Source organism: uncultured Porticoccus sp. (genome assembly GCF_963975625.1).
GTDB lineage: Bacteria > Pseudomonadota > Gammaproteobacteria > Pseudomonadales > Porticoccaceae > Porticoccus.
In genome coordinates this window covers 52775-78663 of record NZ_CAXBHS010000001.1, presented here as the reverse complement: position 1 = coordinate 78663, position 25889 = coordinate 52775, and the positions used below count along the sequence as shown (strand labels likewise).

Here is a 25889-nt window from a genome sequence, read left to right as displayed (position 1 = left end):
TCTACCATTCCTTAAAAAAACCCTATATAGTGCGTAAAGCTTGAAAGTACGTCCTATATTTATGTGCACCATTTCGATGTCTCATGTTTAGAACTTCGTCCTGTTATTCATAATTACTAGCAATACTTCCAGCAAATACCGCCTCCTGAAAAAGGCAACAATTAATACTTTATTACCAATGAATAGATAGGAAACGAATATGTCTACAGTTACCGGCACCGTAAAATGGTTTAACGAATCAAAAGGTTTTGGATTTATCGAACGTGAATCCGGCCCCGATGTTTTTGCTCATTTCAGCGCCATTTCAAGCTCAGGCTTCAAAACCCTGATCGAAGGCCAGAAAGTGGAGTTTACTGTCACCCAGGGACAAAAAGGTCCCCAGGCTGAAAACATCGTAGTCGTCTCTTAATACAGAGACCTAGAGACTACCTGCTGACAACTATCAGTTGTCAGCCCGATTCTTCTTGAAGAATCGGACTGAAAAAGGGCAAGGTTCATACCTTGCCCTTTTTTATTAACGCTTTATCCTGAATATTGCGAGAGCAAAGCTACGACAAGGAGATAAAAAATGACAACCAAACTGAATTTTGAGGGCGTAACCCGCACTAACCGGAAAGATGTTGAGGCTGTCGAGGTCTGCCCGGGCATTTTTGAAACAAAGCTCTGGGCCGGGGAAAACGGTAGCTGGGCGGCAATCTATGAATTTAAGCCGGGTGCCAAATTTCCCGACATCGACAAACATGAGACAGGGCCTGAGCAAATCTATGTTATCTCGGGTGTCTTTGGTGGCGGTAAAGAAGACTATCGAGAAGGTGATTTTGTTCACCAGCCCAAAAACTCCTCTCACATTCCACAATCGGAAACCGGCTGCACACTGTTGGTGATCTACCCTGAAGGCTGACATCGACATCATCAGGTTTCTGGCAGTCAAAGTTCACCCCTGATCACTGCGCCCCACTTTGCCGATGAGCAGGCTGCAATGTAACTGACATTACCAACCAACGCATACTGGAGCTCCCATGTCACTGCTGCGCCTCCGCTACCAGACCATAGAGTTTGGTGAACTGGATATTCATGTCCGCACTCTGCGCAGCAATCTGGAATACAGCGATCCGGATGGAGACGCAGAGGCGCTGGGCATTTCCTCTGCCAGTTGGCCACTGTTCGGTGTTGTCTGGGATTCGGCAAAAGCCTTGGCTCACCACATGCTCAGTCAGGATACCAGTGGAAAACGCATCCTTGAGGTGGGCTGCGGTATTGGTCTGGCAAGCCTGGTGCTCAATCATGGTGGCGCAGACATCACCGCCACAGACTACCACCCCCGGGCAGGTGAATTCCTCGACATCAACGCTCAGCTCAATCAGGGACGACCGATTCCCTTTGTCCGAACCGGCTGGGCCGATGAGGATCTGCTGCTGGGTAAATTCGACATAATTATTGGCAGTGATGTGTTATACGAGCGTGAACACGTCGACCTGCTGGCAACCTTCATCGACAAGCACGCACAGCCCGCCTGCGAAGTGATCATCGTAGATCCGGGCAGAGGTCATCACGCGCCATTCAGTAAAAAAATGATTCAATTTGGCTACACCTGCAACCAGCAGAAAATAGCCAATACCGATTACTTGCCAGAGACCTTCTCCTGTCAGATATTGCGCTATTGCCGGTAACGGCCACTCCCCATCCCGGCTGCACCCTGAATCAAAGCCCCAGAGCCGAGAGGCCGGGATAATTGACTGGCCGGGGCCCCGGAGACCAATCAAACTTTCTTTCAGCTTCAGTGATGGGTATATCGTTGATACTGGCATAACGGGTTTTCATCAAGCCATTTTTGGCAAACTGCCAGTTTTCGTTACCGTAGGAGCGAAACCAGCTACCGTCTCTATCGTGCCATTCGTAGGCAAAACGCACCGCGATTCTGTCGTGGGCAAAGGCCCAAATCTCCTTGATCAAGCGATAGTCCAGCTCACGTAACCACTTGTTTTCCAGAAACGAGACTATCTCACTGCGACCATTGAGAAACACTGACCGGTTGCGCCAGCAGGAATCCTCCGTATAGGCCAGCGATACCAGTGCCGGATTTTTGGTATTCCATGCATCCTCGGCCTTGCGTACTTTGAGTACAGCCTCCTCAAGTGTGAATGGAGGCAACGGCGGCCTCAATGAATCATTCATGGGTTTTTCCTCACATAAAGCACTCCCGTACAACCGGGTATAACCCATTACCAGCTCTTGTAGGGCAGAAATTTGCCATTCAGTGTCAGCAACACCCGGTCACCTTTGGGATCTTCAATCTTGTCCACTTCCATGGAAAAATCGATGGCGCTCATGATCCCGTCACCGAACTTTTCCTGAATGACCTCTTTCAGAGTATCGCCGTAGACTCCAACCACCTCATACAGTCGATAGATCAACGGGTCTGTCGGCACCGACTTATCCCAATTTTTTGTGGGATAGCTCGCCAGCGCAGTGGCAACTTCCGGGCCCAGGCCGAGGTAATCGGCAATGGCTTTCGCCTTTCCCGGTGGCGCACTGTTCATGCCGAGACAGGCAGAGGTCAGCCACACCGCCGACATACCCAGGTCATCGGCCATGGTCTCCCAGCTCAAACCTTTGGCCAGCTTGATACTGATAATGGTTTCAGTCATCGAGATTTTGTTCATGGACACTCCTTCACTGTTCGTTAGATAGCGGCCTTCAGGGCTGCCGACTGTTCATTTTTTGGATTGATTTCAACGGAGGGATCTACCTCCTGTGTGGCCCCGCCAACCTGCCCCGCAGAGCCCGACAATTGCCCGGAACGCTTCACCAGAAAATTCACCAGATAATTGCGGATCTTGTAGTAGGCAGGATCCTCAATAATATTGGCGCGGTTGCGCGGGCGGGGGATATTGATCCTGACGGATTCGGCCACTCTGGCGTGAGGACCATTGGTCATCAACAGCACCCTGTCTGCCAGGAGTATGGCCTCGTCGACGTCGTGGGTAATCATGAAAACGGTCTGCTGGGTTTCACTCCATATTTTCAGCAGCTCATCCTGAATGACCCCCCGGGTCAGTGCATCAAGTGCACCAAACGGTTCATCGAGCAGTAACAGTTTGGGACTGGTGGCAAAGGCGCGGGCAATACTGACGCGCTGACACATGCCGCCGGACAATTCGGATGGCTTGCGATGAAGCGCCCCCGATAACCCGACCATTTCCAGGAAGTGACTGCTGTGAGCGTCCACTTTGGCTTTATTCCACTTCGGCCACCTTGCCCTGACCCCAAAACTGACATTCTGGAGAGCCGTTAGCCAGGGCAACAAACTGTAATTCTGAAACACCACCCCGCGATCAAGGCTCGGTCCGGAAGCCTCCTTGTTGTCCATGATCATGGTGCCTGTGGTGGGGGTCTCCAGCCCCGCCATCACATTTAAAATGGTGGACTTTCCACAGCCTGAGTGGCCGATAATGCAAACAAATTCCCCTTTGTCGATGCCGATGTTGGCACCTTCAAACACCACCAGATCCTGCTCTTTTGAAGGATAGACTTTAGAAAGCCCTTCGATACTGACGAAATGTCGACTCATGGGCTAATCCTCGTATTGCACCAGTTTCGTCACCGCTGCCAGGGTCATGTCCAGCAACATACCGACGATACCAATCATCAAAATGGAAAAAATAACACTGTTCAGATCCAGATTATTCCACTCGTTCCAGACGTAATAGCCGATACCGGTTCCACCCACCAGCATCTCGGCGGCGACAATGACCAGCCAGGCGATACCAATGGAAATGCGCATTCCGGTGAGAATAGTGGGAGCTGCCGCCGGTAGAATCACCAGAAAAGCCGTTTTCAATGGACTCAACTCATGGGTACGGGCCACCTTGATCCAGTCGGTGCGAACATTGGCCACACCAAAAGCGGTATTGATCAACATGGGCCAGATGGAACAGATAAAGATCACAAAAATGGCTGATCCCTCCGAGTCCCTGATGATGAATAGAGCCAGAGGCATCCAGGCCAGCGGCGAAATGGGACGCAGCACCTGGATAAAAGGATTGAGCGCCTTGTGCATCAGAGGCGACATACCAATAACAAAACCGAGAGGTATTGCGATCAACGCCGCCGCCAGATAGCCGGTCAGCACCCGATAGAGAGAATAGGCCAACTGAATGCCGATACCCTTGTCATTGGGACCGGCATCGTAGAAGGGGTCACTCAGCTCATCCCAGGCATGGCTGAAGACCTGGGATGGGGGTGGAACGCGGGCCTCCTGATCCGCACCACCCATCATCCGTTCATATTCCGACAACCCCGTACTGGCCGCAGGGACCTGATTCATCGCCTCCCAGATACCGAGCCCAACCAGTAACAGCAACAGCGAGAGCAGGGTTGCCTTCATATTCAGTGACGCCATGTCATACCCTCTTGATGGCAAAGCTGTTGATGTATTCCTCGGGCTCGTTGTAATCAAACGTCTTGCCCATAATGATGTGTTTCTTGTAGGTGGTCGCCGGTGGTGTGTAACCCAGCTCCTCCATGACCTTGCCGGTTTCCGAGGCAACGTAGACCTGTTCGGCGATCTTCTTGTAATCCACATCACCACTGATATAGCCCCAGCGTTTCATCTGGGTGAGAATCCATACCGCCATGGAGTGCCAGGGGAAGGGATCAAAATCAATGCGGTCGGGAACGTCGTAAATCTTCTCCTCCAACCCATCCACATAGCGACCCGTCAGAACTTGCCTGACCACCACTTCCGGCTGATTGAGGTAGTTTTTTGGCGAGATGGCCCGGGCGATCTCTTCACGGTTTTCTGCTTTGGCAGAAAAATGGGTGGCACCCACAATGGCTCGAAACAGGGCTGCGTAGGTATTGGGCATCTCCGTGGCGAACTTCTGGCTACAGGCAAAGGCACAGCAGGGGTGGCCCTCCCAGATATCCTTGGTGAGAATATGCAGAAAGCCGATCTTTTCGAACACAGCGCGCTGGTTGAACGGATCCGGCGACAGGTAGCCATCGAGGTTACCGGCCCGAAGGTTGGCCACCATTTCCGGCGGTGGCACGACCCGGATCTGGATATCCTGATCCGGATCCAACCCATGCTCCGCCACGTAATAGCGCAGCAGGAAGTTGTGCATGGAGTAATCAAAGGGCACCCCGAATTTGAAACCCTTCCACTGTTTCGGATCGCGCTTATCCTTGTGCTTGTTGTGGAGCACAATGGCCTGACCGTTGATGTTTTCCACGGCCGGCATGATGTAGGGGGTCGCGGTTGATCCCGCCCCCATGGACATGGCCAGCGGCATGGGCGTCAGCATGTGAGAGGCATCGTATTCCCCGTTCAGTGACATATCCCTGGCCACCGCCCAACCGGCTGTCTTGATCACATCCACGTCTAGGCCATACTTTGCATAGAACCCCATTGGCTGCGCCATGATGATGGGCGTGGCACAGGTAATCGGCACAAAACCCACCTTCAGTTTGGTTTTCTCCAGTGGCCCCATCGACTCCTTCACCGCCGCTTTCACTTTTTCCAGCGGGATCATGCTACCGAGCACCGTGGCCAGGGTACCGCCGCCCATCAACCGGATAAAATTTCGACGACTGGTGTCGTTGTGTCCAAAAACACCGCGGACAATGGCACTTTCCACTGCCCGGTCGAGCAAATCTTCAGAACTGTCAAAAGATAGCCCCCCTGCTTCTGCAGAATGGCTGTGGCCTTCACCCTGTTCAGCCTGTTGCTCCAACAGAACCAGGCGCTGATCGTCGTCGGCAAGACCACTGGGGTTGGCAGACTCGGCCTGACATAACCGGCAGGAACAATCATTGGTGTGCGTCAGGCTGGTATCGGCATCAAACGGGTTACCTAAACTTTTCGTCGCCATGATGTATTTCCTCTTCGCTTTGTAGCTAACGCTGTGGCAGCGCACTGTGCTGGTGCGCCGAATCCTGAGAACCGCTCGTGGACGGGCAGCGGTGTTCTATCAAATCCTGCTTGTTCGCATTGATAGCAACTGCTGCTACTACATCGCAACTTTGGTGCCAACCGTGCTGATAACTATCAATTGTCTGATTTAAAAAGAAAAACAACTGATAACAAGCCGTCATAGCAGACACGAAAAGTCGTAGTTCACGAAAAGTCGTAGACAAAAAAACGATTTTTCGTCGTTATTGGCCCGAAATTTGTTAGCTGTATTGATATCCCCCAGGACTTAACGGTAGGCCCTATGCAGGACGAACGGTTTTTCTACTACTCCGCCACCGCACAGCTGGTGATCGACCCGATTGAGGATCGGGTTCTGTTCGTTAACCAGGAGGCCTGCCGACTCTTGCACAGGGATGTCATTGAAATTCAGTCTGGCCGGGCCAGTCATCTGTTCGCACCCAACCTGCCGGCGTTGATCCTGTTCACCCAGGAACTGATCGAGAAGGGGCGGGGCTGGTGTGACCACCTGCTGGTGCAATCGGCCATCGGGGAAATCCGCATGGAGGTCAATGGTCGCTGCTCTGATTCTGGCGGCCAACCTCAGCTCTTCCTCGGTTTGCAAAGGACCGATGACCTGGAACTGTTGCGTGAGCGCTCCAGTGCCGAGCGACACTACCTGTCAGGTATTGGCCACTGGAACAGGGTGTCCCAGGTTTTCCAGGAGTTTGAGCGGGAAAACCAGTTGCTGCTGGATGCCGCCGGTGACGGGATCTATGGGGTGGAGGCCAATGGTATTACCACGTTCGTCAATCCTGCGGCGGAGCGGATTCTCGGCTACCGGGCGGAGGAACTGGCCGGCAGGAATATGCACAACATGGTGCACCACTCCCACGCGGATCACTCGCATTTCAATATGCAGGAATGTCCCATCTTTGAAGCATTCCGGGACGGCACGGTTCACCGGGTAGAAGACGACACGTTCTGGACGAAATCCGGCAAACCCATCGACGTGGAATACACCAGCACACCGGTCAGGGACAACGGCTTTATTGTCGGCGCGGTGGTGATCTTTCGCGATATATCCCAGAAAAAAACCGACCGCAAACGGCTCCTGGAAGCACTGGCAGAAGTCGAGAAACTGAAAAACCAACTGGAACTGGAAAACGCCTATTTGCAGGAAGAAATCAACTCTGAATTCAATCATCACCAGATCATTGGTAAAAGTGGTGCTGTACAACATATCCTGCAAAAAATTGAACTGGTGGCGCCGACAGACTCTACAGTGCTTATCAGTGGAGAGTCCGGCACCGGGAAGGAGCTGATTGCCAGGGCGATCCACGAAATGAGTCACCGCTCCAATCGCTCACTGATCCGGGTCAACTGTGCAGCCATTCCGGCAGACCTTTTCGAAAGCGAATTCTTCGGTCACACCAGGGGGGCCTTCACCGGCGCCACCAATGATCGACCCGGTCGCTTTGAACTGGCTAACGCCGGCACACTTTTCCTCGATGAGGTCGGTGAAATCCCCCTGCACCTCCAGGGCAAGTTACTGCGGGTGTTACAGGAACAGCAGTTTGAGCGGGTGGGCGAATCGAAAACCCGCCGCGTGGATGTTCGTATCATCACCGCCACCAACCGCAACCTCAAGGAACAGGTGCAGCGGGGACAATTTCGTGAAGACCTGTATTTCCGCCTCAATGTTTTCCCAATTGAATCGGTACCATTGCGAGAGAGGAGCGAAGATATCCCCCTACTGACCCAGCATTTTTTGAAAAAAAGCTGCACCAGAATCAACAAGCAGGGCCTGAAAATCTCACTCAGTGAGCTGGAAAAACTGAAGGATTACCACTGGCCGGGAAATATCCGCGAACTGGAAAACGTAATTGAACGCCAGGTCATACTCGCCCAGGGATCAACGCTGAGATTCAGCGAGCTGCTGGCCAAAGATCAACAAAACATTGCCCGGGTTGGCGAGGAACCGGACAGTAGTGTTCTGACGGCTTCTGACCTTAAACAACAGGAACGCCGCAATCTGCTGATGGCACTGGAAAAATGCCACGGCAAGGTATTTGGCCATAACGGGGCGGCCCAGCTGTTGGGCATCAAACCCACCACACTGGCATCAAGGATCAAGAAATATCAAATTGATACCAGGCTTTTTAAACAGAGCTCAGCCAAACATTAACGTCGGTTTTACAGGCTTTCTTCCCACAGGGTCCGTACTGTTAAAACTCCTTACCGGGACCCTCCCCTACATTGTGTACTGACCGGTTATACGCGAAACGCGGCCCGGAGATTCTTACCCCACCGACGCTACAGGAATATGCCATGCACTCGCTTGAACAGCACAACAAAATCAATAACCATAGGAACGCCTGATATTCACAAGCTGGGCAATGAGAGAAGGAACCATAATGAATAATCGATTGAAAGAAGCGGCGGACAGTGTATTGACGAATACGGTCGCAGAGTCCGGTGGTGCACCAGGCGTTGTGGCCATGGTCACGGACAGGCGGGCCAATATCTATGAGGGGACTGCAGGGTTGAGAGAGATGGGCAAAACTGAGCCCATCGCCACCGATTCCGTGTTCGCCATTTTTTCCTGTACCAAGGCCCTGACCGGCACAGCCTTGATGCAGCTGGTTGAAGAAGGTCTGGTAACTCTGGATGATCCCGCCAGGGACTATGTGCCCGACATTGCAGAGATCCAGGTACTCGATGGTTTTGACAGCAACGGCCAGCCGAAGTTGAGGCCGCCGAAATCAGATATCACAATCAATCAACTGATGCTGCATACCGCCGGTTTTGGTTACGAGTTTTTCAGCCACGATGACCTGGCGTTTCGTACCGCAAGGGAAACAGCTTCGGTGGTATCCAGCACCTATGACGGCATCAAATCCGTACTGCTGCACGACCCGGGAGAACGCTGGATGTATGGCGTCAACCTCGATTGGGTGGGCAAGATTGTCGAAGCAGTGCGAGGCAAGCGCCTGGGCCAGGTCATGCAGGAACGCATCTTTAACCCACTGGGCATGACAGACAGCGCCTTCACCTTGACCCCCGCTATGCGATCACGACTGGCCAGCCTGCACACCCGCGCCGAAGATGGCCAGCTGGCGCCCTGGGATCTGGTTCTCCCACAACCGCCGGAAATGGATATGGGAGGGCACGGACTGTACGGCACCGTACCGGATTACCTGAAATTTATCCGGATGATACTCAATGATGGCGAGGGGCCAGATGGCCGTGTACTGAACAAAGAAACCGTAGAAAAGATGTCCAGAAATGGGCTGGCGGGTTTACAGAGTGGCGGCTGGACAACCTCGATACCGGCGCTTTCCAACAGTGGCGAGTTCTTTCCGGGGCTGAAAAAATCCTGGGGTTATACCTTCCAGATCAACGATGAACCAACGCCCTCTGGCCGGCCCGCCGGGCAAATAATGTGGGCGGGACTGGCGAATCTGTTCTACTGGATTGACCGACAGAACGGGATCGGAGGCATGTGGGCCTCACAAATATTACCGTTTAAGGATATTTCCTCCTATCCCGGTTTTGTTGACTTCGAATCGTCTGTTTACCGCTACCTGAAATAAAAAAACCGCACCCGATATTCTCGGGTGCGGTTTTATGGACCTGCTTGTCTAGCGTGAGGCAGCGCGTCTCGGTCGCGGCGCACCCTGGCTCGGTTTTGCCCCAGCCGATCTACGACGATCACCTGAGGCATTGCCACCATTGCGATTGCCAGTGCTGCGAGCATGTTGGGGTTTACCCGGTCGACGTGCTGTAGCACCGGGACGGCCACCACCTCCACTACGGCGACCATTCTGGATAGGCTCCGGACGAATGGAGAGATCCGGCTCAAAACCTTTGATATTTCCCCTGGGAACCTCGCGTTTAAGCACTCGCTCAATATCGCGCAGCAACTTGTGCTCGTCCACACAGACCAGCGAAACGGCCTCGCCTTCATTACCGGCGCGTCCAGTACGACCGATACGATGCACATAATCCTCCGGCACATTGGGCAATTCGAAATTTACCACATGCGGCAACTGATCGATATCCAGTCCACGGGCCGCAATATCCGTCGCCACCAGCACCCGCACCGTGCCCTTTTTGAAATCCGCCAGAGCTTTCGTCCGAGCACCCTGACTTTTGTTGCCATGAATCGCTGCCGCCCGCAGACCATCCTCAGTCAATTGATCAGCGAGCCGGTTGGCACCGTGTTTGGTCCGGGTAAAGACCAGCACCTGCTGCCAGTTGCCGTCACCAATCAGGTAAGACAGCAGCTCGCGTTTACGGCCCTTGTCCACCAGATGAACGGTCTGGGCCACCTGTTCAGAAGCTGTATTGCGGCGAGCCACCTCGATCAGCACGGGCGCATTGAGCAAACCGTCAGCCAAGCGTTTAATCTCATCGGAAAAAGTAGCGGAAAACAACAGATTCTGACGCTGCTTTGGCAATAGGGCCAGAACCTTGCGGATATCATGGATAAAGCCCATGTCCAGCATGCGATCCGCTTCGTCCAGTACCAGGATTTCCACCTGTGACAGATCGAGAGTGCGCTGATTCACGTGATCCAGTAACCGGCCCGGGGTAGCAATCAGAATATCCACACCCCTGCGCAACATTGAAATCTGTGGGTTGATATTGACGCCGCCAAAAATTACACCGGATTTCAGCGGCAGATGCTTACCGTAGGTGACAACACTCTCCGCTACCTGCGCAGCCAACTCCCGGGTGGGTGTTAATACCAGAGCGCGAACGGGGCGACGGTTGTTATCGGTGGGTTTATTACTGCTGAGGCGATGCAGCAGTGGCAGGGTAAAGCCAGCTGTTTTGCCGGTGCCGGTTTGAGCGCCCGCCAGGACATCAAGACCCTGGAGAATAATAGGGATGGCTTTCGCCTGAATGGGGGTGGGGTTGCTGTAGCCCTGATCAGACACAGCACGAAGCAATTCGGCCGAAAGGCCGAGGTCATTAAATGACATATAGATTTTAACTCCGGAACCGGCCTAGCCATGCATAGAGCACAGTAACGGTCTTAGGCTGGCAACAATTAATTAAGGGGGGTGTCAGGGAAAAACCGAAAGGAAAGTACCGAGGACACAACAGGTACCGACCGATGGATACCATGCGGGGGGCACTATAACAGCACCCCCCAGACAAGTCGATCAACTTATTTAAATAATCGTTCTTACAGCACGATTATCCTCTCGACAGGACAGACCGCACCGGCGGCTCAGTTTTTGTCCAGCAGGCCCTTGAAGCCACCCAGTTTGTCCTCTACCTGTTTCTTGATCTGATCACCCGCTTCTTTAAGTGCGCCGGAATTGGCTGCCGCATTGGCGGCATTTTTATTGATCGCCACCATCACCTGGCTAACGACCTCTGCAGCGGTGGCACCGTTGGACCTTTCACCAATACCGGTCAGCTGTATGTCTGGCAAGGTCAACTCAATGGGTTTCATGTCCAACAACTGGTTCACATAGCGCATTTTTGCACCGGTTATCTTCAGATCGCGGATAATAAGTTTTTTGGCTGCGCCCTCACCGGATTCATCAGCAGAAGAGTTCGAATCACTTCCACCGGCAGCATTGCTGACATTTTTCTGTAGTTGACTGAGGTTCGTGCCACCCTTCCCCGACTCGTAAGTAATTTCAGGGGCAACAATACGGATGCTGTTGATCACAATAGTATCGGTGGTGATGGACCCCGGTTCAATAGAGAGGAATATTTCCCCCAGAGAAAATGCATCAGCGCTGCTGAAGCCAGCGGGATTGCCCACCACCAGCCCCTGCAGGCTTCCCTCACCAGTTTTCAGGGAAAGGTCGACATCTGCCAGCGTGACATCGGACTGGGTCAGCCTGGGGCCGACAGTTTCAACCGCCATTTTGATACCGCGATCAAGATTCAGCACCCCAATCACCAATAAAACGATCAGTACTACCACCAGACCAGCTACAATCTTCAACAGAGTTTTCATTATTTTTTTCCTTTGACCAGGGGCCTACTCGCGTCTTTTAAAAATAAACGTGCTCGGTTTAAATTAAAAGTGTACAGCAATCTGATCGAATGCCAAAAATCCGGAAACCCTTATGACAAAAACTCCCAGAATCGGCCCGACCTATCTGCTTCAGGGCATGCGACTACTCCACCACCGGCAACTGCGCTGGCTGGTGTTATGGCCGCTGTTGATCAATGCTTTTCTGTTTGTCGGTCTCACCTGGCTGGCGATTGATCAGTTCGGGCAATTACTGACCTGGCTGACCAGTAAAATTCCAGCCTGGCTGGAATTTATTACCTGGATCTTCTGGGTACTGTTCAGTGGATTCTTATTGCTGGTATACGGCTACACGTTCGCCATTCTCGGGAATCTGCTGGCCTCACCATTTTACGGGCCACTGTCGGAACGGGCGGAGCAGGTGCTCACCGGCCATATTCAGTCAACACCGACCTCAATGAAGCAGCTACTGGCAATGGCGGGCAGTGCCATAAAGCGGGAACTGTTCAAAATGGGGTATTTTCTGCCGAGAATTGTCGGCATCTTTATGCTGACACTAACCTTGTCATTTATCCCGGTACTGAATCTGGTGGGGCCGGCAATTGCTTTTCTGTGGGGGGGCTGGTCGCAGGCATTGCAATACCTGGACTATCCTTCGGACAATCATGGACAGCCCTTTGATGAGCTGCGCCAGGTGCTGAAAAAACAGCGCCTGCAATCACTGAGCTTTGGTGGCACGGTGCTGATTGCCACCACCGTGCCGCTGTTGAATCTTTTTATCATGCCCGCCTCGGTGATCGGCGCCACCAGCTTCTGGCTGGACCACCTGGCCAGCGACCCTCAACAGCTGGGGCACAGCGATAAAAACGGCTCAATCTTGACCGAGTAATTCGGGGCCCGGCTGTTCACAGTGCAGCTCTCTACCCAGCAACTTCTGGATAGGTTCCAGCAAAAAGGCATCGTCCTCACAGGCAAAGCTGATGGAGGTTCCGAATTTTCCGGCGCGACCGGTACGGCCGATCCGGTGCACATAATCCTCAGGTTCTTCCGGCAGAGTGAAATTGATGACATGGCTGACACCGTCGATGTGGATACCGCGGCCCGCCACATCTGTGGCAACCAACACCTTGAGCTCACCGGACTTGAAGTCGTCCAGGGTTTTTACCCGTTTTCCCTGTGGGACATCGCCCGACAACAGGCCGACACTGAAGCCTTTTGCTCTCAGTTTTTCCTGTAACCGCCGGCACTGGTCACGGCGGTTGGCAAAGACGATCACACTTTCCACCGCTTCCTGCTGCATGATGCCGTCCAGCAGGCGGAATTTTTCTTTTGCCGAAACAATAAAAACTTTCTGATCAACACTGTCCGTCGCCACATTGTCCGGTTCAATCTCGATGCTCACCGGGCTCACCGTCCACTGCTCGGCAAGATTGAGCACCTCCGGGGTAAAGGTGGCAGAGAAGAACAGCGTCTGCCGGTTTTCACGGGGGGGCGTAAGCCTGACGATACGGCGCACCTGTGGAATAAAACCCATATCCAGCATGCGGTCAGCTTCATCCAGCACCAGCACTTCAACCCTGTCCAGATAGACATCACGGCTTCCCGCAAAGTCCAGCAGACGGCCCGGCGTGGCGACCAGGATGTCACAAACATTCTCGAGTAAATGACGCTTTTGCTTGTCGTAATCCATACCGCCCACCAGGGTATGCACATGCAGGTCCGTGTATTTACAGAGGTCCTTGGCATCCTGTGCGATCTGCATAACCAGCTCGCGGGTGGGCGCGATAATCAGCGAACGGGCCTCACCGGCAAAACGTTCATCATCGATGGTGTGATTCAGCAGTTCGGTAATAATTGTCAGCAGAAAAGCCGCCGTTTTACCGGTACCGGTCTGAGCCTTGCCTACTACATCATGGGCCCTGAGGGTGAATGGTAAGGATCTGGCCTGAATGGGTGAACAGTATTGAAAACCCAGATCAGCAATGCCATGCATCAGAGGTTCCGGTAAGTCCAGATCGTGAAAGCGCAGCTTGCCCTCTTCCTCAGGTACCTGAAAGTCCGACAGTGTCCATGCGTTATCCCTGGCCTTGGCAGGCGCTTTACCACCGCGGCGGCGGCTGCGACGGGCAGGACGTTTGGGATGGGTCTCAGGCGTTTGGGAAGTGGTTTGTTCAGTCATAATATGCCAACAGGAGGAATGTCCGGATTAACCCGGTCTTTAAAAGGCCGGGATTATAGCACGGGATAAAATGCCTGCATTCAGCACCACCAAAAACAGTGATTGCCACCATCCTGCCGCACCTGTTTGTCAGGCAACAGCAACAGGGGCTCTTACTCCAACAACTTTACCGGCACCCGTCTAGGTCCCCAATGGCCTGGCTCCGCTTCAAATACACCCGGCAACGGGAAGTTGCAGACGTGGCAGCGACCCTCCGCCGTTATGCCCCAAAAACCTAATTGGTACCAGTCTCTCTCAATCACGACCTCATGACAGCTTGGACAGAATGTACTGCCACCTGCAGGATCGTGGACATTACCGGTGTAGGCAAAGTGAATACCATTGGTCAGTGCAATCTGTCGTGCACGGGTTAGGGTTTTCGGCGGGGTGGCCGGCGTATCCCGCATTTTCCAGTCAGGGTGAAACGCCGTGAAGTGCATCGGCACATCCGGTCCCAGCTCACTGACTACCCAACGGGTCATGGCGTCAAGCTCCTCATCGGAATCATTTTCCCCGGGAATCAACAAAGTAGTCAGCTCCAGCCAGACATTTGTTTCGTGGGCGACATACCGAAGGGTCTCAAGAATATTCTGCAACTCCCCTCCACATATTTTCCGATAAAAGACATCAGTAAAGCCTTTCAAATCGATGTTGGCGGCATCCATATACTGGAAAAACTCGCGGCGCGGTGCATCCTGAATATAGCCGGCACTGACAGCCACCGCTTTTACCCCCAACTCCCGACAGGCTTTAGCGACATCCACGGCATACTCCAGAAAAATAACCGGGTCGTTGTAAGTAAAGGCAACGCTACGGCAACCCAGCTCCAGGGCGGTTTCCGCCAGCTTCACCGGCATCGCCGAATCCGCCAGCGTATCCATTTCGCGGGATTTACTCATATCCCAGTTCTGGCAGAATTTGCAGGCAAGATTGCAGCCTGCCGTACCAAAAGACAGCACCGAACTGCCTGGCAAAAAATGGTTGAGCGGTTTTTTCTCGATAGGGTCGACGCAAAAGCCGCTCGACCGACCGTAACTGTAGAGGACAATTTCATCGCCCTCCCGACCCCGGACATAACAAAGCCCTCGCTGTCCTTCGTGCAGCTTGCATTCACGGGGGCAGACATCGCATTGCAACCGCCCATCCGCAAGCGCATGCCAATAATGGGTGGGATGATTAGCGGGTGGCAGCTGGTTGTTTGTCACCATGGATAAGAGCAACCTCTTTACTATCAAAGCAATAACAAAAACACACTATAGTTATAGAACAAACACAGGCGTTGAGAGATATCATGATCGCAACCAGAACAGCTGCTGTAGCAGGTACATTTTACCCGGCCGACCCTGCTGCATTGCAGCATGAAGTGGACGAGCTGTTGGCTGGGACATGCTGTGACGTTGACGCCTCGCCCAACGTATACAGACCAAAGGCACTGATTGTTCCCCATGCAGGCTACCGTTTTTCGGGACCGACTGCCGCCACAGCCTATCGCTGTTTGTCACCGATGAGCCGGGATATTTCCCGGGTGATAGTCATCGGCCCCTGCCACCGCATACCCCTACGGGGCATGGCTGCGCCCTCTGCGGCCAACTTTCAGACCCCTCTCGGTGATGTGCCGGTGGACCGGCAAAGCATTGACAAGCTGGTAAGACAAGCACTGGTAACAGTGAATGATGACGCCCACCAGTTCGAGCACAGCATCGAAGTTCAGCTGCCTTTTTTGCAGCGTGTTCTGCATGAATTTACCGTGGTTCCACTGGTTGTCGGGAATACGCCACGGGAGCAAGTCACCGATGTATTAAGGCAGCTGTGGGGAAGCGTGGAGACCCTGATTGTAATCAGCACAGACCTGAGCCACTATCATCACTACCAGGACGCGCAACGGCTGGATAAATTCACATCCGCCATGATTGAAGGGTTTGACAGCCACCTTACCAGCGAACAGGCCTGCGGCAGCAGAGCAGTCAACGGTCTGCTGAAACTGGCTGAGGAAGCGCATTTGAAACTGCACACACTGGATGTCCGGAACTCTGGGGACACCGCTGGAGATAGAGATCGCGTGGTAGGATACGGTGCCTATGTCATTTATTGAGCTCAGCGAGGATGACCGTCAGATACTGCTGACGCTCGCCAGGGAGAGCATCCGTGTCCGACTGCTGTTTGACCGGGACCTGCAAATTGATGAGACCGTGTTCAGTCATGCTCTGCAACAACCGGCTTGCAGTTTTGTCACGCTAAAAATCAAGCAGGCATTGCGCGGTTGTATCGGTTCAACAGAAGCGTCGAGACCACTGGTTGTCGATGTTGTACATCATGCCGCCTCGGCAGCATTGGATGACCCACGCTTTCCCCCACTGTCGCTACAGGAGGAAGCGCTTGTTTCAATTGAAATTTCTGTTCTCACCGAGGCCATGCCGCTGTTGTTCTCCAGTGAGGATGAACTGCTGGCTCAGCTCGAGCCTGGCGTCGACGGCCTGACTATAGAGGCCGGTGCCCAGCGTGCAACGTTTTTACCCAGTGTCTGGACCACTCTCCCCGATAAACAGCAGTTTCTCGACCATCTCAAACGCAAGGCTGGTCTGGAACCGGAGCTGTCCGCCGAGAAACTCAAGGCATGGCACTATCAAACGGTGTGTTTTCGGGAATAGCGGTTTTTAACTGATGAGACATGGAGTACCCTTGCGGCAGTTCAATTTACGGCCCCAGAGGCAGCCATCATGACCAAAGATCAGATTCGAAGCATGCGCAACGCCATGGGTAACTTTGCCACCGGCATCACGGTGATGACCACAGTGGACTCAGAGGGAACCGCCAGGGGCATGACAGCCAACAGCTTCTCCTCCGTATCGCTCGAGCCAGCGCTGGTGTCCTGGTGTGTGGGCAGTGAATCACGGTTGTTTGGCCTGTTTCAGGAGCAGGACTATTTCGCTGTCAACATACTGCACAGCGGTCAGGCCGACCTGTCACAGCTATTTGCCGGCACCGATGACAACAAATTTGCCAATGTTCGCTGGCACCCGGGGCTGCATGGACTGCCACTGCTGGATGACTGCCTCTGCCACTTTCAGTGCCAAATAGAGCACCGCTATCCCGGTGGCGATCATGTCATTCTGGTGGGTCGGGTACTCGAATTCAGCAACGCGCCCATGGATCCGCTGATTTTCCACAGCGGTCAGTATCGACAACTGCAAGATAGCGAAGAGCGCTGAAACAGATTAGGGATTACGACCAATGGTGACGCGCTCCCGCCCCGCCAGGTCAAAATGGCTTGTCACCGCCAGAAAATCAGCCCGGTTCATTAACTGACGCACCCTTTCACCCTGCTGCCAACCGTGCTCAAGTAGCAACCAGCCCCCGGCATTCAGATGTTCCCCAGCATTCTGGATAATCACCGCCAGGTCACCAAATCCACCATCGGTGGCCACTAGCGCAGAGGTCGGCTCAAAACGAACATCTCCCTGCTGCAAATGCGTGTCGGCTTCATCTATATAGGGCGGGTTGCTCACCACCAGATCAAAGCGGGAACCGACAAGAGCTGAAAACCAGTCACTTTGAAAGACCCGAACATTGCCAAAGCCCAGCTCCCGACGATTATGTTCCGCCAACGCTAACGCGTCCGGGCAAACATCCACCGCTGATATCTGCCAGAGCGGCCGTTCGCTGGCCAGCGCCAGCGCCACCGCACCAGTACCCGTGCCCAGATCTGCCACCAACGCCGCGTGCTCCAGTGGTAATGCGATTGCCAACTCCACCAATAATTCGGTCTCGGGCCGGGGAATCAGCGTTGCCTCAGAGACCTTCAAAGACAATGACCAGAACTCCCGCCGGCCGATGAGATAAGCGATTGGCTCACCCTGGACTCGGCGAGCAAACAACGTATTAAACCCGGCCACTTCAGCCGACAGCAGTCGATACTCGGGCCATGTATAAAGGTAGGTTCTCGGCTTGCCGAGCACATGGCAGAGCAACAGCTCAGTGTCCAGCCGCGGACTGTCACTGCAGCCCGAAAGCTCGCTGCTGCGCGCCAGCAGACTGGCGATGTCGGGCACCACCAGATCAGCCCGAAAGCGCGGCTAACTGCCCCGCCTGGTGTTCATGAATCAACGGCTCTACCACTTCATCCAGGTGACCTTCCAACACCTCCCCCAGTTTATAGAGCGTCAGATTGATACGGTGATCGGTGACCCGACCCTGAGGGAAATTATAGGTACGGATTCGCTCGGAGCGATCACCACTTCCCACCTGCAGTCGTCGCTCGTCGGCAATATTTTTTGCGGCCACCTCATCTTGGGCACTTTTCAGCCGGGCCGCCAATAATGACATCGCCCTTGCCCGATTCTTGTGCTGGGAGCGTTCATCCTGGCACTCAACCACCAGCCCGGAGGGCAAGTGGGTAATGCGAATGGCAGAGTCGGTTTTATTGACGTGCTGGCCACCGGCACCCGACGCGCGGAACGTATCAATCCGAAGATCGTTTTTATTGATATTGACCTCTTCCAACTCATCGGCTTCCGCCATAATTGCCACTGTACAGGCAGAGGTGTGAATCCGGCCTTGGGACTCTGTTTCTGGAACCCGCTGAACACGATGCACACCGGATTCAAACTTCAGCCGGGAATACGCCCCCTGCCCGACGATACGGCTGATAATCTCCTTATAGCCACCGTGTTCACCGTGGCTTTCACTGATAACCTCCACTTTCCAGCGCCGGCTTTCCGCGTACCTGCTGTACATCCGAAACAGGTCACCGGAAAAGATCGCCGCTTCGTCACCCCCTGTTCCAGCACGGATTTCAAGGAACACATTGCGATCATCATTGGGATCCTTCGGCAACAGTAATGTCTGCAACTCAACCTCAAGGTCGGCAAGCCGGCTTTGGTTTTCAAGAAGATCCTCTTCCGCCATGGCGCACATATCCGCATCGGTATCCTTGAGCAATACTCGCGCCTCTTCAATGTTCGTCTGAACCCGATAGTAGTCGCGATAGCTTTTCACCACCGACTCCAGCTCCGCATATTCACGGGACAGCTCACGGAAGCGGGTTTGCTGACCGATCACTTCGGGGTCACTCAGCAGCGCGCCCACCTCCTCATAGCGGTCGGCCAAATGTTGCAGTTTTTCCAGGATCGATTGTTTCATTAATGCTCGTTAGTGAAGAGTTATAGACATCGTCTTATTTGGATTCAGAATCGGGCTTGTCAAGACCGAACAGGTCGTGGGCCAGACTCAGTTGCTCGGTGCGTCCCGCTTCACCGGCCTGCTTTAATCGCGTGGTCGGCACATGCATAAGTTTGTTGGTAATGTTGCGCGCCAGTGTTTTCAACACCTGCTCCGGCGCTTGACCCGTGCGCAATAGCGCGATGGCCTTATCCAGCTCCTGATCGCGCACCTGCTCTGCGCTGCTGCGGAAAGCACGGATGGTTTCCACCACATCCAGGCCCCGCAGCTGATTTTGCCAGGCATTCACCCCTTCTTCGATAATCTGTTCTGCTTTGCTGGCGGCACTCTGACGAGAGCGAATATTCTCTTCAATCACCGCCTGCAGGTCGTCGACCGTGTACAGGTAGACATCCTGAAGCTTTGCGACCTCTGGCTCAATATCCCTGGGTACCGCAATATCCACCATGAACATGGGTTTGTGCTTGCGCTGCTTCAGAGCTGACTCCACGGCCCCTTTCCCCAGAATCGGTAACTGACTGGCCGTGGAGGAAATCACCATATCGGCCCGGGGTAAAAAATCGGGTATTTCCGACAGCAAAATGGCCTGTGCGCCAAACTGGAGGGCCAGATCCTGCGCTCGACTGAGGGTGCGATTGGCGACCATTATTTCCTTTACCCCCTTTTCCTTGAGATGCCGGGCCACCAATTCCACTGTCTCTCCGGCACCAATCAACAACGCCCGCACCTCGCGGAGATCTGAAAATATCTGCTGGGACAAACTGACAGCTGCGTAAGCAACGGACACGGGATTCTGACCGATAGCCGTTTCAGTGCGAACCCGCTTGGCAATCGCAAAGGCCTGCTGAAACAACAAATTGAGCTGCGTAGAGACTTTGCCAGCTTCCCTGGCCACGGCATAGCAGGACTTCAGTTGACCGAGAATCTGCGGCTCACCCAACACCATGGAATCGAGGCCACAGGCCACTTTCATGATATGCCGGACGGCGTCATTGTCCCGGTACAAATAATGACAGGGGTGCAATTCAGGCAGGGTGATACGGTGATAATCCGCCATCCAGCCCAGGGCCTGCTCAGGCTCATTGCCGATGCCGTAAATCTCTGTCCGGTTACAGGTCGACAGAATCGCGACTTCTTCAATACCGGCGTAATCACACAATTGCTGTATCGCTTCAGCAGTCTGATCAGGGGCAAAGGCTACCTTCTCCCGGATATCGAGAGATGCGGTACGGTGGTTGATCCCGAGGGCAAAAATCGTCATTACAACAGTGCTTGGCAGTAGATCGACAATTGTCCGGTTCTGGCCAGGCAAAGACAAGCGGTATCGAATTTAACCCGGACTGCAATATTCCCCTTTCGTTATTGTCTGAGTTATTGGATACAATGTTGCTATCGCGGGTTGCGGCTCAAATAAAATCACAGTCGTACTTCTCTCATCAAAACCGACAGAGCACCAGGCTGAAGCCAGCCCCTATGAAAATACCCGGCCACCTATTACTAACCCTGCTATTGGCTTTCCAGGTACTGACGGGCTGTGCCCATCAGGTGTCTGAACAAATTGATCTCCAGGCCCCAGCACCGAAGCAACCACCCGCAGAGACCGCGCCAGACCAGGTAGCTACTGAGGTAAAAGCCGATGTGCCATCCCGGCCATTTCCCACCGATACTTTTTACGACCTGCTGGTAGGAGAGCTGGCCGGCATGCGCAATCATCTGGATATTGCGCGGGAAAAGTATCTGAAACAGGCCCGAATCACCCGTGACCCCGGTGTTGTCGCCAGGGCAACCAGCGTCGCAGCCTACGCCGAGGACCGTGAGGCACTACTGGAAATGGCACTGTTATGGAGCGATATTGAACCGCAAAATCTCGATGCCCGCAGTCTGGCAGCCCTCTCGCTTGCACGTAGCGGACGACTCAGCGAGGCTATGACGCATGCTGTTTTTTCACTGAGCAAGGGTGATGATGAACCGGTCATGTCCATTGCTGTAGCCGCCGGTGGCCTCAGCCCTGAACAGCGAGCGCCTTTGCTGACCGAATATTCGACCCTCCGCGAGCAATTCCCCGACAACCAAACACTCCTGCTCGCCAGCGCCATGCTGTTCAGTCAGCAAGAGGATTTGCAACAGGCATTGAATACCATTGATCGACTGCTGAAGCTGGCGCCCGAGCAAGAAAATGCGCACATATTCAAGGCACAATTGCTCCACCAACTGGATCGCAAAAAAGAGGCCATAGCATTTCTCGCAGGCAGCCTGAAAACCCTGCCCGATAGCATGAAACTGCGTCTCCAGTACGCCAGGCTGCTTTCAGAGGATGATCTGGAAGGTGCCCACGCCCAACTGCGCCTGCTGGCTGACAAGCACCCCCGCGACACCGAACTGCTTTTCACGCTGGCAATGGTGAGTCGGGGCCTGGATAAAACTGACGAAGCACGCCAGTTGCTTACCGATCTGACCCGTCACCCGGGAACTGCTGCAGCTGCCCATTTCGAGCTCGGGAAAATGGCAGAAGAGGCAGAAAATATGGATTCGGTACTGTTCCATTATGCCCAGGTACGCAGTGGCCAAAAGCTCCTCCCCGCAGCAGTCCGGCTCAGCCAGTTCATGGCAAAGCATGACGAGCTGAACAATGCCAGGCTCTACCTGCACGAATTGCGACTGAACCATCCCCGGTACTCGGCACCCCTGTTTCAGATTGAGGCCGAACTGCTTGCCGACCACGATTCGCTCAATGAAGCCCGCAGCCTGATGGACGAAGCCGTTAACGAACATCCTGACAATAACGCGCTGCTCTACACCCGGTCCATGCTGAGCGAGCAGCAAGATGACTTTGCCAGCTCGGAAAAAGATCTCCGGACCATTCTTGCCAGGGATGCCAATAATGCCACAGCACTGAATGCGCTCGGTTATACACTGACCGTAAATACCGATCGCTACGAGGAAGCGTATCAGCTGATCACCCGTGCTCTGGAGCTGAACCCGGGTGATCCGGCCACCACCGACAGTCTCGGCTGGGTGCTCTACCAGATGGGCAATCACGAAGAAGCTATTGTGCATCTTCGCGAAGCGCTGAAAAAATTGTCGGACCCGGAAATTGCCGCGCATCTGGGCGAGGTTCTATGGGTCTCAGGTGACCGGGAAGAGGCCCGCGCTATCTGGCAGACGATCCTCGACAAAGACCCGGACAATACGACCATTCTCGAAACCATGGAACGCTTGAAGGAAAACCAGAGGTAGCCACATGCGACTGCTCCTTCCGTGGTTGATCCTGTTTCTTGGTGCCTGTGCCTGGCAAAACCCACAGCCGCCAGCCTCGATTGCAAACTGGCAGAAGCACACAGAGCACTTGCAACAACTTGATCTCTGGCTGCTTGAAGGCAAACTCGGTTACAGGGACAGTCGCGATGGCGGCAGCGCCTGGGTCAACTGGCGTCAATCCGGGGCTGCCTTCGATCTGCAACTACACGGGCCTTTTGGCAGCGGGGCAACACGCATTCTCGGTGACGACAATCACGCGGAATTGCAACAGTCGGGAGAAGACACGCTGACGGCCGTATCCCCTGCAGCGCTGACGGAACAACTTTTTGGCTGGCAGTGGCCGGTAGACCAATTGCAATTCTGGGTTCGGGGAATACCTTCACCCCATGAGCCCACAGTACTGAGGACCCATAATGCAGAGGGCACCCTGGCGGTACTGCAGCAGTCCAACTGGCAGCTGGAATTTACCGGTTACGAACAGGTTGGCCAGTGGGTGCTGCCCAGCCGCATCAAGGGCAACAGCGGGGAGTTCAGCTTCACCCTGATCGTCAAGCGCTGGCATCCCGGGGACACTGCGCCGTGAAGCTATCACTACCCGCTCCAGCCAAATTGAACCTGTTTCTTCATATTACCGGCCGTCGGGAGGACGGTTACCATAACCTGCAAACCCTATTTCAACTGCTTGATTACAGCGACCTGCTGGATTTTGAGCGCAACGACACTGGCAAAATCTGCCTCACCGATGAGCAGACGGGTATCCCCCCCATGGAAAATCTGATTTTTCGGGCGGCACGTTGCCTACAGGAACAGACCGGTTGCAGGCAAGGGGCCAGCATCCGCCTGCACAAACGGCTGCCCATGGGCGGTGGACTCGGCGGCGGCAGCAGCAATGCCGCCACCACCCTGGTGGGACTCAACGCCCTGTGGGAGACGGCTTTATCAAAACAGCAACTGATGGCCATGGGAGAAAAACTGGGTGCGGATATTCCCCTGTTTATTTTTGGTCAAAGCGCCTGGGGCGAGGGCATTGGCGAACAACTCACGGCCATCGAATTACCACCCGTCTGGTACCTGGTCATCGCGCCGGATGCCCATGTTTCAACAGGAAAAATATTCACCCATCAGGGTTTGACAAGGAACACGCATCCGATCAAAATACGCGCCTTTCTCGAGCGGGGTGGTAGAAACGATTGCCAGGCAGTAGTGGAATCGCTCTACCCCCAGGTAAAAGAGGCGCGCTTATGGCTGGCTCAATTTACTGAAGCCCGATTGACGGGAACTGGCGCCTGCTTGTTCGGCTGCTTTGATTCAGATACCACTGCAAGGTCAGTACTGGAACAACTGCCACATCAATGGCAGGGCTTTGTTGCTAAAGGGGTCAACCAATCCCCGTTATTTCAGCAGTTACCGTCTAAATACTAATATTGGGGTGTCGCCAAGTGGCTAAGGCAACGGGTTTTGATCCCGTCATTCGGAGGTTCGAGTCCTCCCACCCCAGCCATTATTCTCTGAATTCCTCTGGGCCACCGGAGACATTTCGAAACTGATCAGGAAAAAGCCGTGCCTAACTTGATGGTTTTCTCCGGGAATGCCAACCCGGAGCTGACAAACGAAATTACCCGTCACCTCGGCCTGAATATGGGCAAGGCGCTGGTTTCACAGTTCTCGGACGGGGAAATCAATATCGAGATAAGGGATAATGTGCGCGGCCGCGATGTTTTCGTCGTCCAACCCACCTGTGCTCCCACCCATAAAAATCTCATGGAGCTGGTACTCATCATTGACGCACTGCGACGTGCCTCAGCTACCCGTATCACAGCAGTAGTGCCCTACTTTGGCTACGCACGACAAGACCGCCGGGTTCGCTCTATCCGGGTGCCGATCAGCGCCAAGGTAGTAGCAGACATGCTGACCAATGCCGGGGTTGACCGCGTCATGACCGTAGATCTCCACGCCGAACAGATCCAGGGATTTTTTGATTGCGCGGTGGACAACGTCTACGGCTTGCCCGTATTACTCACCGACGTAGAAAGACAGAATTACGAAAACCTGACAGTAGTTTCACCAGATATTGGTGGTGTGGTTCGAGCCAGAGCGATGGCGAAACAACTCAACACTGACCTGGCCATCATTGACAAGCGCCGTCCGGAGGCCAATCAGGCTCAGGTAATGAATATTATCGGTGAAATCGAAGGCCGCACCTGCCTGCTGATCGACGATATCGTTGATACGGCAGGGACACTTTGCAAGGCGGCTGATGCCCTCAAGGAGCAGGGTGCAAAAAAAGTGATTGCCTACTGTACCCATCCGGTGTTGTCGGGCAAGGCCATCGAAAATATTACAAACTCTGCGCTGGATACACTGGTGGTCACCAACAGTATTCCTCTGACTGAGGCAGCAAAAAACTGTGCGCAGATACGTTCGTTGAGCCTCGGACAAATGCTGGCAGAAGCCATGCGCCGGGTCAGCAACGAAGAATCCATCAGTGCCATGTTCGACTGACAGGCACCGGATAATAAACCGCCCATTCGGGCTTTATAACTCCCGCAAGGGAATTTCAATACCCCCGCCTCGATTCTGGTCGCGGATCAGCAGGGGTAACAACAGGAGTCAAGGCAATGTCCAATGATTTTCAATTGAATGCCAAGGCCCGTGAGGACATGGGGAAAGGTGCGAGCCGCCGCCTGCGTCGTCTGGCCAAGCAGGTGCCCGCCATCATTTACGGTGGACAAAAAGCACCACAAAACATCAGTCTCGCTCAAAACGAGCTGAAACATGCTCTGGAGAATGAAGCGTTTTACTCTCACATCATCACCCTGGATCTTGAAGGCGATTCCCAGCAGGTGATCCTGAAAGATGTACAACGTCATCCATCCAAGCCGGTCATCCTGCATGCGGACTTTCTGCGGGTAAGCAAAACCCACAAACTGCACACCAAAGTGCCGATTCACTTTATCAATGAAGACACCTGTGTCGGCGTCAAACCCGGTGGCGGTATTATCTCCCGCACCATGACTGAGCTGGATATTTCCTGCTTGCCTGCAGATCTGCCCGAGTTCATCGAACTGGATGTGGCAGCCGTTGAAATTGGCGACATCCTGCATATCTCTGATATCAAGCTGCCTTCCGGCGTTGAGAGCGTGGCCCTGAGTCATGGTGAAGACCATGACCTGCCCGTATTCACGGTCAACAAGCCGAAGGCCGCCGCCACCGAGGAAGATATCGCTGACGAGGAAGCTGATAACACGACTGAAGAAAGCAACGGCGACGAAGAGTAAGTTCCCGGGGTTACCCCACCGGAACTTACTGTTCGCGTTAAC

Annotated in this window: 26 protein-coding genes and 1 tRNA gene; 15 read left to right on the top strand and 12 right to left on the bottom strand. The window is 53.8% G+C overall.

Annotated elements, in window-relative coordinates; all coding sequences use genetic code 11:
* The first annotated feature begins 199 nt into the window (after positions 1–199).
* The 3 genes from AACZ64_RS00325 (at position 200) to AACZ64_RS00315 (ending at position 1670) form a co-directional block, all read left to right on the top strand.
* Entirely contained in the window at positions 200–409 is a 210-nt protein-coding gene (locus tag AACZ64_RS00325) for a cold-shock protein (protein ID WP_036858546.1), read from the top strand.
* Positions 410–568: 159 nt separating this feature from the next.
* The gene (locus tag AACZ64_RS00320) at positions 569–901 is read left to right on the top strand and encodes a cupin domain-containing protein (RefSeq protein WP_293613982.1); all 333 of its coding nucleotides are present in this window, start codon (positions 569–571) and stop codon (positions 899–901) included.
* Between the two features lie 118 nt (positions 902–1019).
* Positions 1020–1670, top strand: coding sequence for a methyltransferase domain-containing protein (locus AACZ64_RS00315; protein WP_293613983.1), 651 nt, complete (start codon positions 1020–1022; stop codon positions 1668–1670).
* Positions 1671–1701: 31 nt separating this feature from the next.
* Here AACZ64_RS00315 and AACZ64_RS00310 read toward each other — a convergent pair whose 3' ends face one another.
* The 5 genes from AACZ64_RS00310 to AACZ64_RS00290 are packed head-to-tail and all read right to left on the bottom strand — an operon-like array spanning position 1702 to position 5873.
* Entirely contained in the window at positions 1702–2175 is a 474-nt protein-coding gene (locus tag AACZ64_RS00310) for a nuclear transport factor 2 family protein (RefSeq protein ID WP_293613984.1), read from the bottom strand.
* A gap of 47 nt (positions 2176–2222) precedes the next feature.
* The gene (cynS, locus tag AACZ64_RS00305) at positions 2223–2663 is read right to left on the bottom strand and encodes a cyanase (RefSeq protein ID WP_293613985.1); all 441 of its coding nucleotides are present in this window, start codon (positions 2661–2663) and stop codon (positions 2223–2225) included.
* 20 nt (positions 2664–2683) lie between these two features.
* On the bottom strand, positions 2684–3571 hold the full coding sequence (locus tag AACZ64_RS00300) for an ABC transporter ATP-binding protein (protein WP_293613986.1): 888 nt from the start codon (positions 3569–3571) through the stop codon (positions 2684–2686).
* A 3-nt stretch (positions 3572–3574) separates the two neighbouring features.
* The gene (gene ntrB, locus AACZ64_RS00295) at positions 3575–4402 is read right to left on the bottom strand and encodes a nitrate ABC transporter permease (RefSeq protein WP_293613987.1); all 828 of its coding nucleotides are present in this window, start codon (positions 4400–4402) and stop codon (positions 3575–3577) included.
* Position 4403: 1 nt separating this feature from the next.
* A complete protein-coding gene (locus AACZ64_RS00290; protein WP_293613988.1) occupies positions 4404–5873 on the bottom strand; it encodes a CmpA/NrtA family ABC transporter substrate-binding protein in 1470 nt (489 codons plus the stop codon).
* 342 nt (positions 5874–6215) lie between these two features.
* On the opposite strand from AACZ64_RS00290, the gene AACZ64_RS00285 reads away from it, so the two are divergent.
* Together AACZ64_RS00285 and AACZ64_RS00280 are read left to right on the top strand one after the other, a co-directional pair.
* Complete coding sequence (locus AACZ64_RS00285) at positions 6216–8099, top strand: sigma 54-interacting transcriptional regulator (RefSeq protein WP_293613989.1); 1884 nt, start codon at positions 6216–6218, stop codon at positions 8097–8099.
* A 229-nt stretch (positions 8100–8328) separates the two neighbouring features.
* Entirely contained in the window at positions 8329–9507 is a 1179-nt protein-coding gene (locus AACZ64_RS00280; protein ID WP_293613990.1) for a serine hydrolase domain-containing protein, read from the top strand.
* 48 nt (positions 9508–9555) lie between these two features.
* Here AACZ64_RS00280 and rhlE read toward each other — a convergent pair whose 3' ends face one another.
* Positions 9556–10902 carry an ATP-dependent RNA helicase RhlE gene (rhlE, locus tag AACZ64_RS00275; RefSeq protein WP_293613991.1) on the bottom strand — a complete coding sequence of 449 codons (1347 nt, stop codon included), beginning with the start codon at positions 10900–10902 and terminating at the stop codon, positions 9556–9558.
* 251 nt (positions 10903–11153) lie between these two features.
* Positions 11154–11897 carry a hypothetical protein gene (locus AACZ64_RS00270; protein WP_339639572.1) on the bottom strand — a complete coding sequence of 248 codons (744 nt, stop codon included), beginning with the start codon at positions 11895–11897 and terminating at the stop codon, positions 11154–11156.
* Between the two features lie 112 nt (positions 11898–12009).
* On the opposite strand from AACZ64_RS00270, the gene cysZ reads away from it, so the two are divergent.
* Positions 12010–12804 (top strand): sulfate transporter CysZ, encoded by a 795-nt coding sequence (gene cysZ, locus AACZ64_RS00265; RefSeq protein ID WP_339639571.1) that lies wholly within the window; start codon positions 12010–12012, stop codon positions 12802–12804.
* On the opposite strand, the gene rhlB is transcribed toward cysZ, so the two are convergent.
* Together rhlB and amrS are read right to left on the bottom strand one after the other, a co-directional pair.
* Positions 12787–14094 carry an ATP-dependent RNA helicase RhlB gene (gene rhlB, locus AACZ64_RS00260; RefSeq protein ID WP_339639570.1) on the bottom strand — a complete coding sequence of 436 codons (1308 nt, stop codon included), beginning with the start codon at positions 14092–14094 and terminating at the stop codon, positions 12787–12789. The two genes, cysZ and rhlB, sit on opposite strands and share 18 nt — an antisense overlap.
* Before the next feature lie 152 nt (positions 14095–14246).
* A complete protein-coding gene (gene amrS / locus AACZ64_RS00255) occupies positions 14247–15341 on the bottom strand; it encodes an AmmeMemoRadiSam system radical SAM enzyme (RefSeq protein ID WP_293613993.1) in 1095 nt (364 codons plus the stop codon).
* An 83-nt stretch (positions 15342–15424) separates the two neighbouring features.
* Between amrS and amrB the strand changes: the two genes are divergently transcribed.
* The 3 genes from amrB to AACZ64_RS00240 all read left to right on the top strand — a co-directional run bounded on the left by amrB (position 15425) and on the right by AACZ64_RS00240 (position 17342).
* Entirely contained in the window at positions 15425–16225 is an 801-nt protein-coding gene (gene amrB, locus AACZ64_RS00250; RefSeq protein ID WP_293613994.1) for an AmmeMemoRadiSam system protein B, read from the top strand.
* Entirely contained in the window at positions 16212–16781 is a 570-nt protein-coding gene (gene amrA, locus AACZ64_RS00245; protein ID WP_293613995.1) for an AmmeMemoRadiSam system protein A, read from the top strand. Before amrB ends, amrA begins: the two co-directional genes overlap by 14 nt.
* A gap of 69 nt (positions 16782–16850) precedes the next feature.
* Positions 16851–17342: a flavin reductase family protein gene (locus AACZ64_RS00240; protein WP_293613996.1), complete on the top strand. Its 492-nt coding sequence runs from the start codon at positions 16851–16853 to the stop codon at positions 17340–17342.
* Between the two features lie 6 nt (positions 17343–17348).
* Here AACZ64_RS00240 and prmC read toward each other — a convergent pair whose 3' ends face one another.
* From prmC to hemA, 3 genes are read right to left on the bottom strand one after another with little or no spacing between them, the layout of a single operon-like run.
* Positions 17349–18182, bottom strand: a complete 834-nt coding sequence (prmC, locus tag AACZ64_RS00235) for a peptide chain release factor N(5)-glutamine methyltransferase (RefSeq protein WP_293613997.1) — start codon at positions 18180–18182, stop codon at positions 17349–17351.
* 7 nt (positions 18183–18189) lie between these two features.
* Positions 18190–19272 carry a peptide chain release factor 1 gene (gene prfA, locus AACZ64_RS00230; RefSeq protein WP_293613998.1) on the bottom strand — a complete coding sequence of 361 codons (1083 nt, stop codon included), beginning with the start codon at positions 19270–19272 and terminating at the stop codon, positions 18190–18192.
* 34 nt (positions 19273–19306) lie between these two features.
* Entirely contained in the window at positions 19307–20572 is a 1266-nt protein-coding gene (hemA, locus tag AACZ64_RS00225) for a glutamyl-tRNA reductase (RefSeq protein WP_293613999.1), read from the bottom strand.
* A 212-nt stretch (positions 20573–20784) separates the two neighbouring features.
* Here hemA and AACZ64_RS00220 point away from each other — a divergent pair, with 212 nt between their 5' ends.
* From AACZ64_RS00220 to AACZ64_RS00195, 6 genes are all read left to right on the top strand, one after another.
* Positions 20785–22548, top strand: coding sequence for a tetratricopeptide repeat protein (locus AACZ64_RS00220; RefSeq protein WP_293614000.1), 1764 nt, complete (start codon positions 20785–20787; stop codon positions 22546–22548).
* Positions 22549–22552: 4 nt separating this feature from the next.
* A complete protein-coding gene (lolB, locus tag AACZ64_RS00215; RefSeq protein ID WP_293614001.1) occupies positions 22553–23152 on the top strand; it encodes a lipoprotein insertase outer membrane protein LolB in 600 nt (199 codons plus the stop codon).
* Positions 23149–23991: a 4-(cytidine 5'-diphospho)-2-C-methyl-D-erythritol kinase gene (gene ispE, locus AACZ64_RS00210; RefSeq protein ID WP_293614002.1), complete on the top strand. Its 843-nt coding sequence runs from the start codon at positions 23149–23151 to the stop codon at positions 23989–23991. Before lolB ends, ispE begins: the two co-directional genes overlap by 4 nt.
* Positions 23992–23994: 3 nt before the next feature.
* Positions 23995–24070 (top strand) — tRNA-Gln (locus AACZ64_RS00205).
* 71 nt (positions 24071–24141) lie between these two features.
* Entirely contained in the window at positions 24142–25071 is a 930-nt protein-coding gene (locus AACZ64_RS00200; RefSeq protein ID WP_293614024.1) for a ribose-phosphate pyrophosphokinase, read from the top strand.
* 116 nt (positions 25072–25187) lie between these two features.
* Entirely contained in the window at positions 25188–25847 is a 660-nt protein-coding gene (locus tag AACZ64_RS00195) for a 50S ribosomal protein L25/general stress protein Ctc (protein ID WP_293614003.1), read from the top strand.
* The last annotated feature ends 42 nt before the right edge of the window (positions 25848–25889 follow it).

What these genes read in the sequence shown, in the direction of transcription:
- AACZ64_RS00325 (WP_036858546.1), top strand. Translation starts at nt 200, where the DNA reads ATGTCTACAGTTACCGGCACCGTAAAATGGTTTAACGAATCAAAAGGT.
- AACZ64_RS00320 (WP_293613982.1), top strand. Translation starts at nt 569, where the DNA reads ATGACAACCAAACTGAATTTTGAGGGCGTAACCCGCACTAACCGGAAA.
- AACZ64_RS00315 (WP_293613983.1), top strand. Translation starts at nt 1,020, where the DNA reads ATGTCACTGCTGCGCCTCCGCTACCAGACCATAGAGTTTGGTGAACTG.
- AACZ64_RS00310 (WP_293613984.1), bottom strand. Translation starts at nt 2,175, where the DNA reads ATGAATGATTCATTGAGGCCGCCGTTGCCTCCATTCACACTTGAGGAG.
- cynS (WP_293613985.1), bottom strand. Translation starts at nt 2,663, where the DNA reads ATGAACAAAATCTCGATGACTGAAACCATTATCAGTATCAAGCTGGCC.
- AACZ64_RS00300 (WP_293613986.1), bottom strand. Translation starts at nt 3,571, where the DNA reads ATGAGTCGACATTTCGTCAGTATCGAAGGGCTTTCTAAAGTCTATCCT.
- ntrB (WP_293613987.1), bottom strand. Translation starts at nt 4,402, where the DNA reads ATGGCGTCACTGAATATGAAGGCAACCCTGCTCTCGCTGTTGCTGTTA.
- AACZ64_RS00290 (WP_293613988.1), bottom strand. Translation starts at nt 5,873, where the DNA reads ATGGCGACGAAAAGTTTAGGTAACCCGTTTGATGCCGATACCAGCCTG.
- AACZ64_RS00285 (WP_293613989.1), top strand. Translation starts at nt 6,216, where the DNA reads ATGCAGGACGAACGGTTTTTCTACTACTCCGCCACCGCACAGCTGGTG.
- AACZ64_RS00280 (WP_293613990.1), top strand. Translation starts at nt 8,329, where the DNA reads ATGAATAATCGATTGAAAGAAGCGGCGGACAGTGTATTGACGAATACG.
- rhlE (WP_293613991.1), bottom strand. Translation starts at nt 10,902, where the DNA reads ATGTCATTTAATGACCTCGGCCTTTCGGCCGAATTGCTTCGTGCTGTG.
- AACZ64_RS00270 (WP_339639572.1), bottom strand. Translation starts at nt 11,897, where the DNA reads ATGAAAACTCTGTTGAAGATTGTAGCTGGTCTGGTGGTAGTACTGATC.
- cysZ (WP_339639571.1), top strand. Translation starts at nt 12,010, where the DNA reads ATGACAAAAACTCCCAGAATCGGCCCGACCTATCTGCTTCAGGGCATG.
- rhlB (WP_339639570.1), bottom strand. Translation starts at nt 14,094, where the DNA reads ATGACTGAACAAACCACTTCCCAAACGCCTGAGACCCATCCCAAACGT.
- amrS (WP_293613993.1), bottom strand. Translation starts at nt 15,341, where the DNA reads ATGGTGACAAACAACCAGCTGCCACCCGCTAATCATCCCACCCATTAT.
- amrB (WP_293613994.1), top strand. Translation starts at nt 15,425, where the DNA reads ATGATCGCAACCAGAACAGCTGCTGTAGCAGGTACATTTTACCCGGCC.
- amrA (WP_293613995.1), top strand. Translation starts at nt 16,212, where the DNA reads ATGTCATTTATTGAGCTCAGCGAGGATGACCGTCAGATACTGCTGACG.
- AACZ64_RS00240 (WP_293613996.1), top strand. Translation starts at nt 16,851, where the DNA reads ATGACCAAAGATCAGATTCGAAGCATGCGCAACGCCATGGGTAACTTT.
- prfA (WP_293613998.1), bottom strand. Translation starts at nt 19,272, where the DNA reads ATGAAACAATCGATCCTGGAAAAACTGCAACATTTGGCCGACCGCTAT.
- hemA (WP_293613999.1), bottom strand. Translation starts at nt 20,572, where the DNA reads ATGACGATTTTTGCCCTCGGGATCAACCACCGTACCGCATCTCTCGAT.
- AACZ64_RS00220 (WP_293614000.1), top strand. Translation starts at nt 20,785, where the DNA reads ATGAAAATACCCGGCCACCTATTACTAACCCTGCTATTGGCTTTCCAG.
- lolB (WP_293614001.1), top strand. Translation starts at nt 22,553, where the DNA reads ATGCGACTGCTCCTTCCGTGGTTGATCCTGTTTCTTGGTGCCTGTGCC.
- AACZ64_RS00200 (WP_293614024.1), top strand. Translation starts at nt 24,142, where the DNA reads ATGGTTTTCTCCGGGAATGCCAACCCGGAGCTGACAAACGAAATTACC.
- AACZ64_RS00195 (WP_293614003.1), top strand. Translation starts at nt 25,188, where the DNA reads ATGTCCAATGATTTTCAATTGAATGCCAAGGCCCGTGAGGACATGGGG.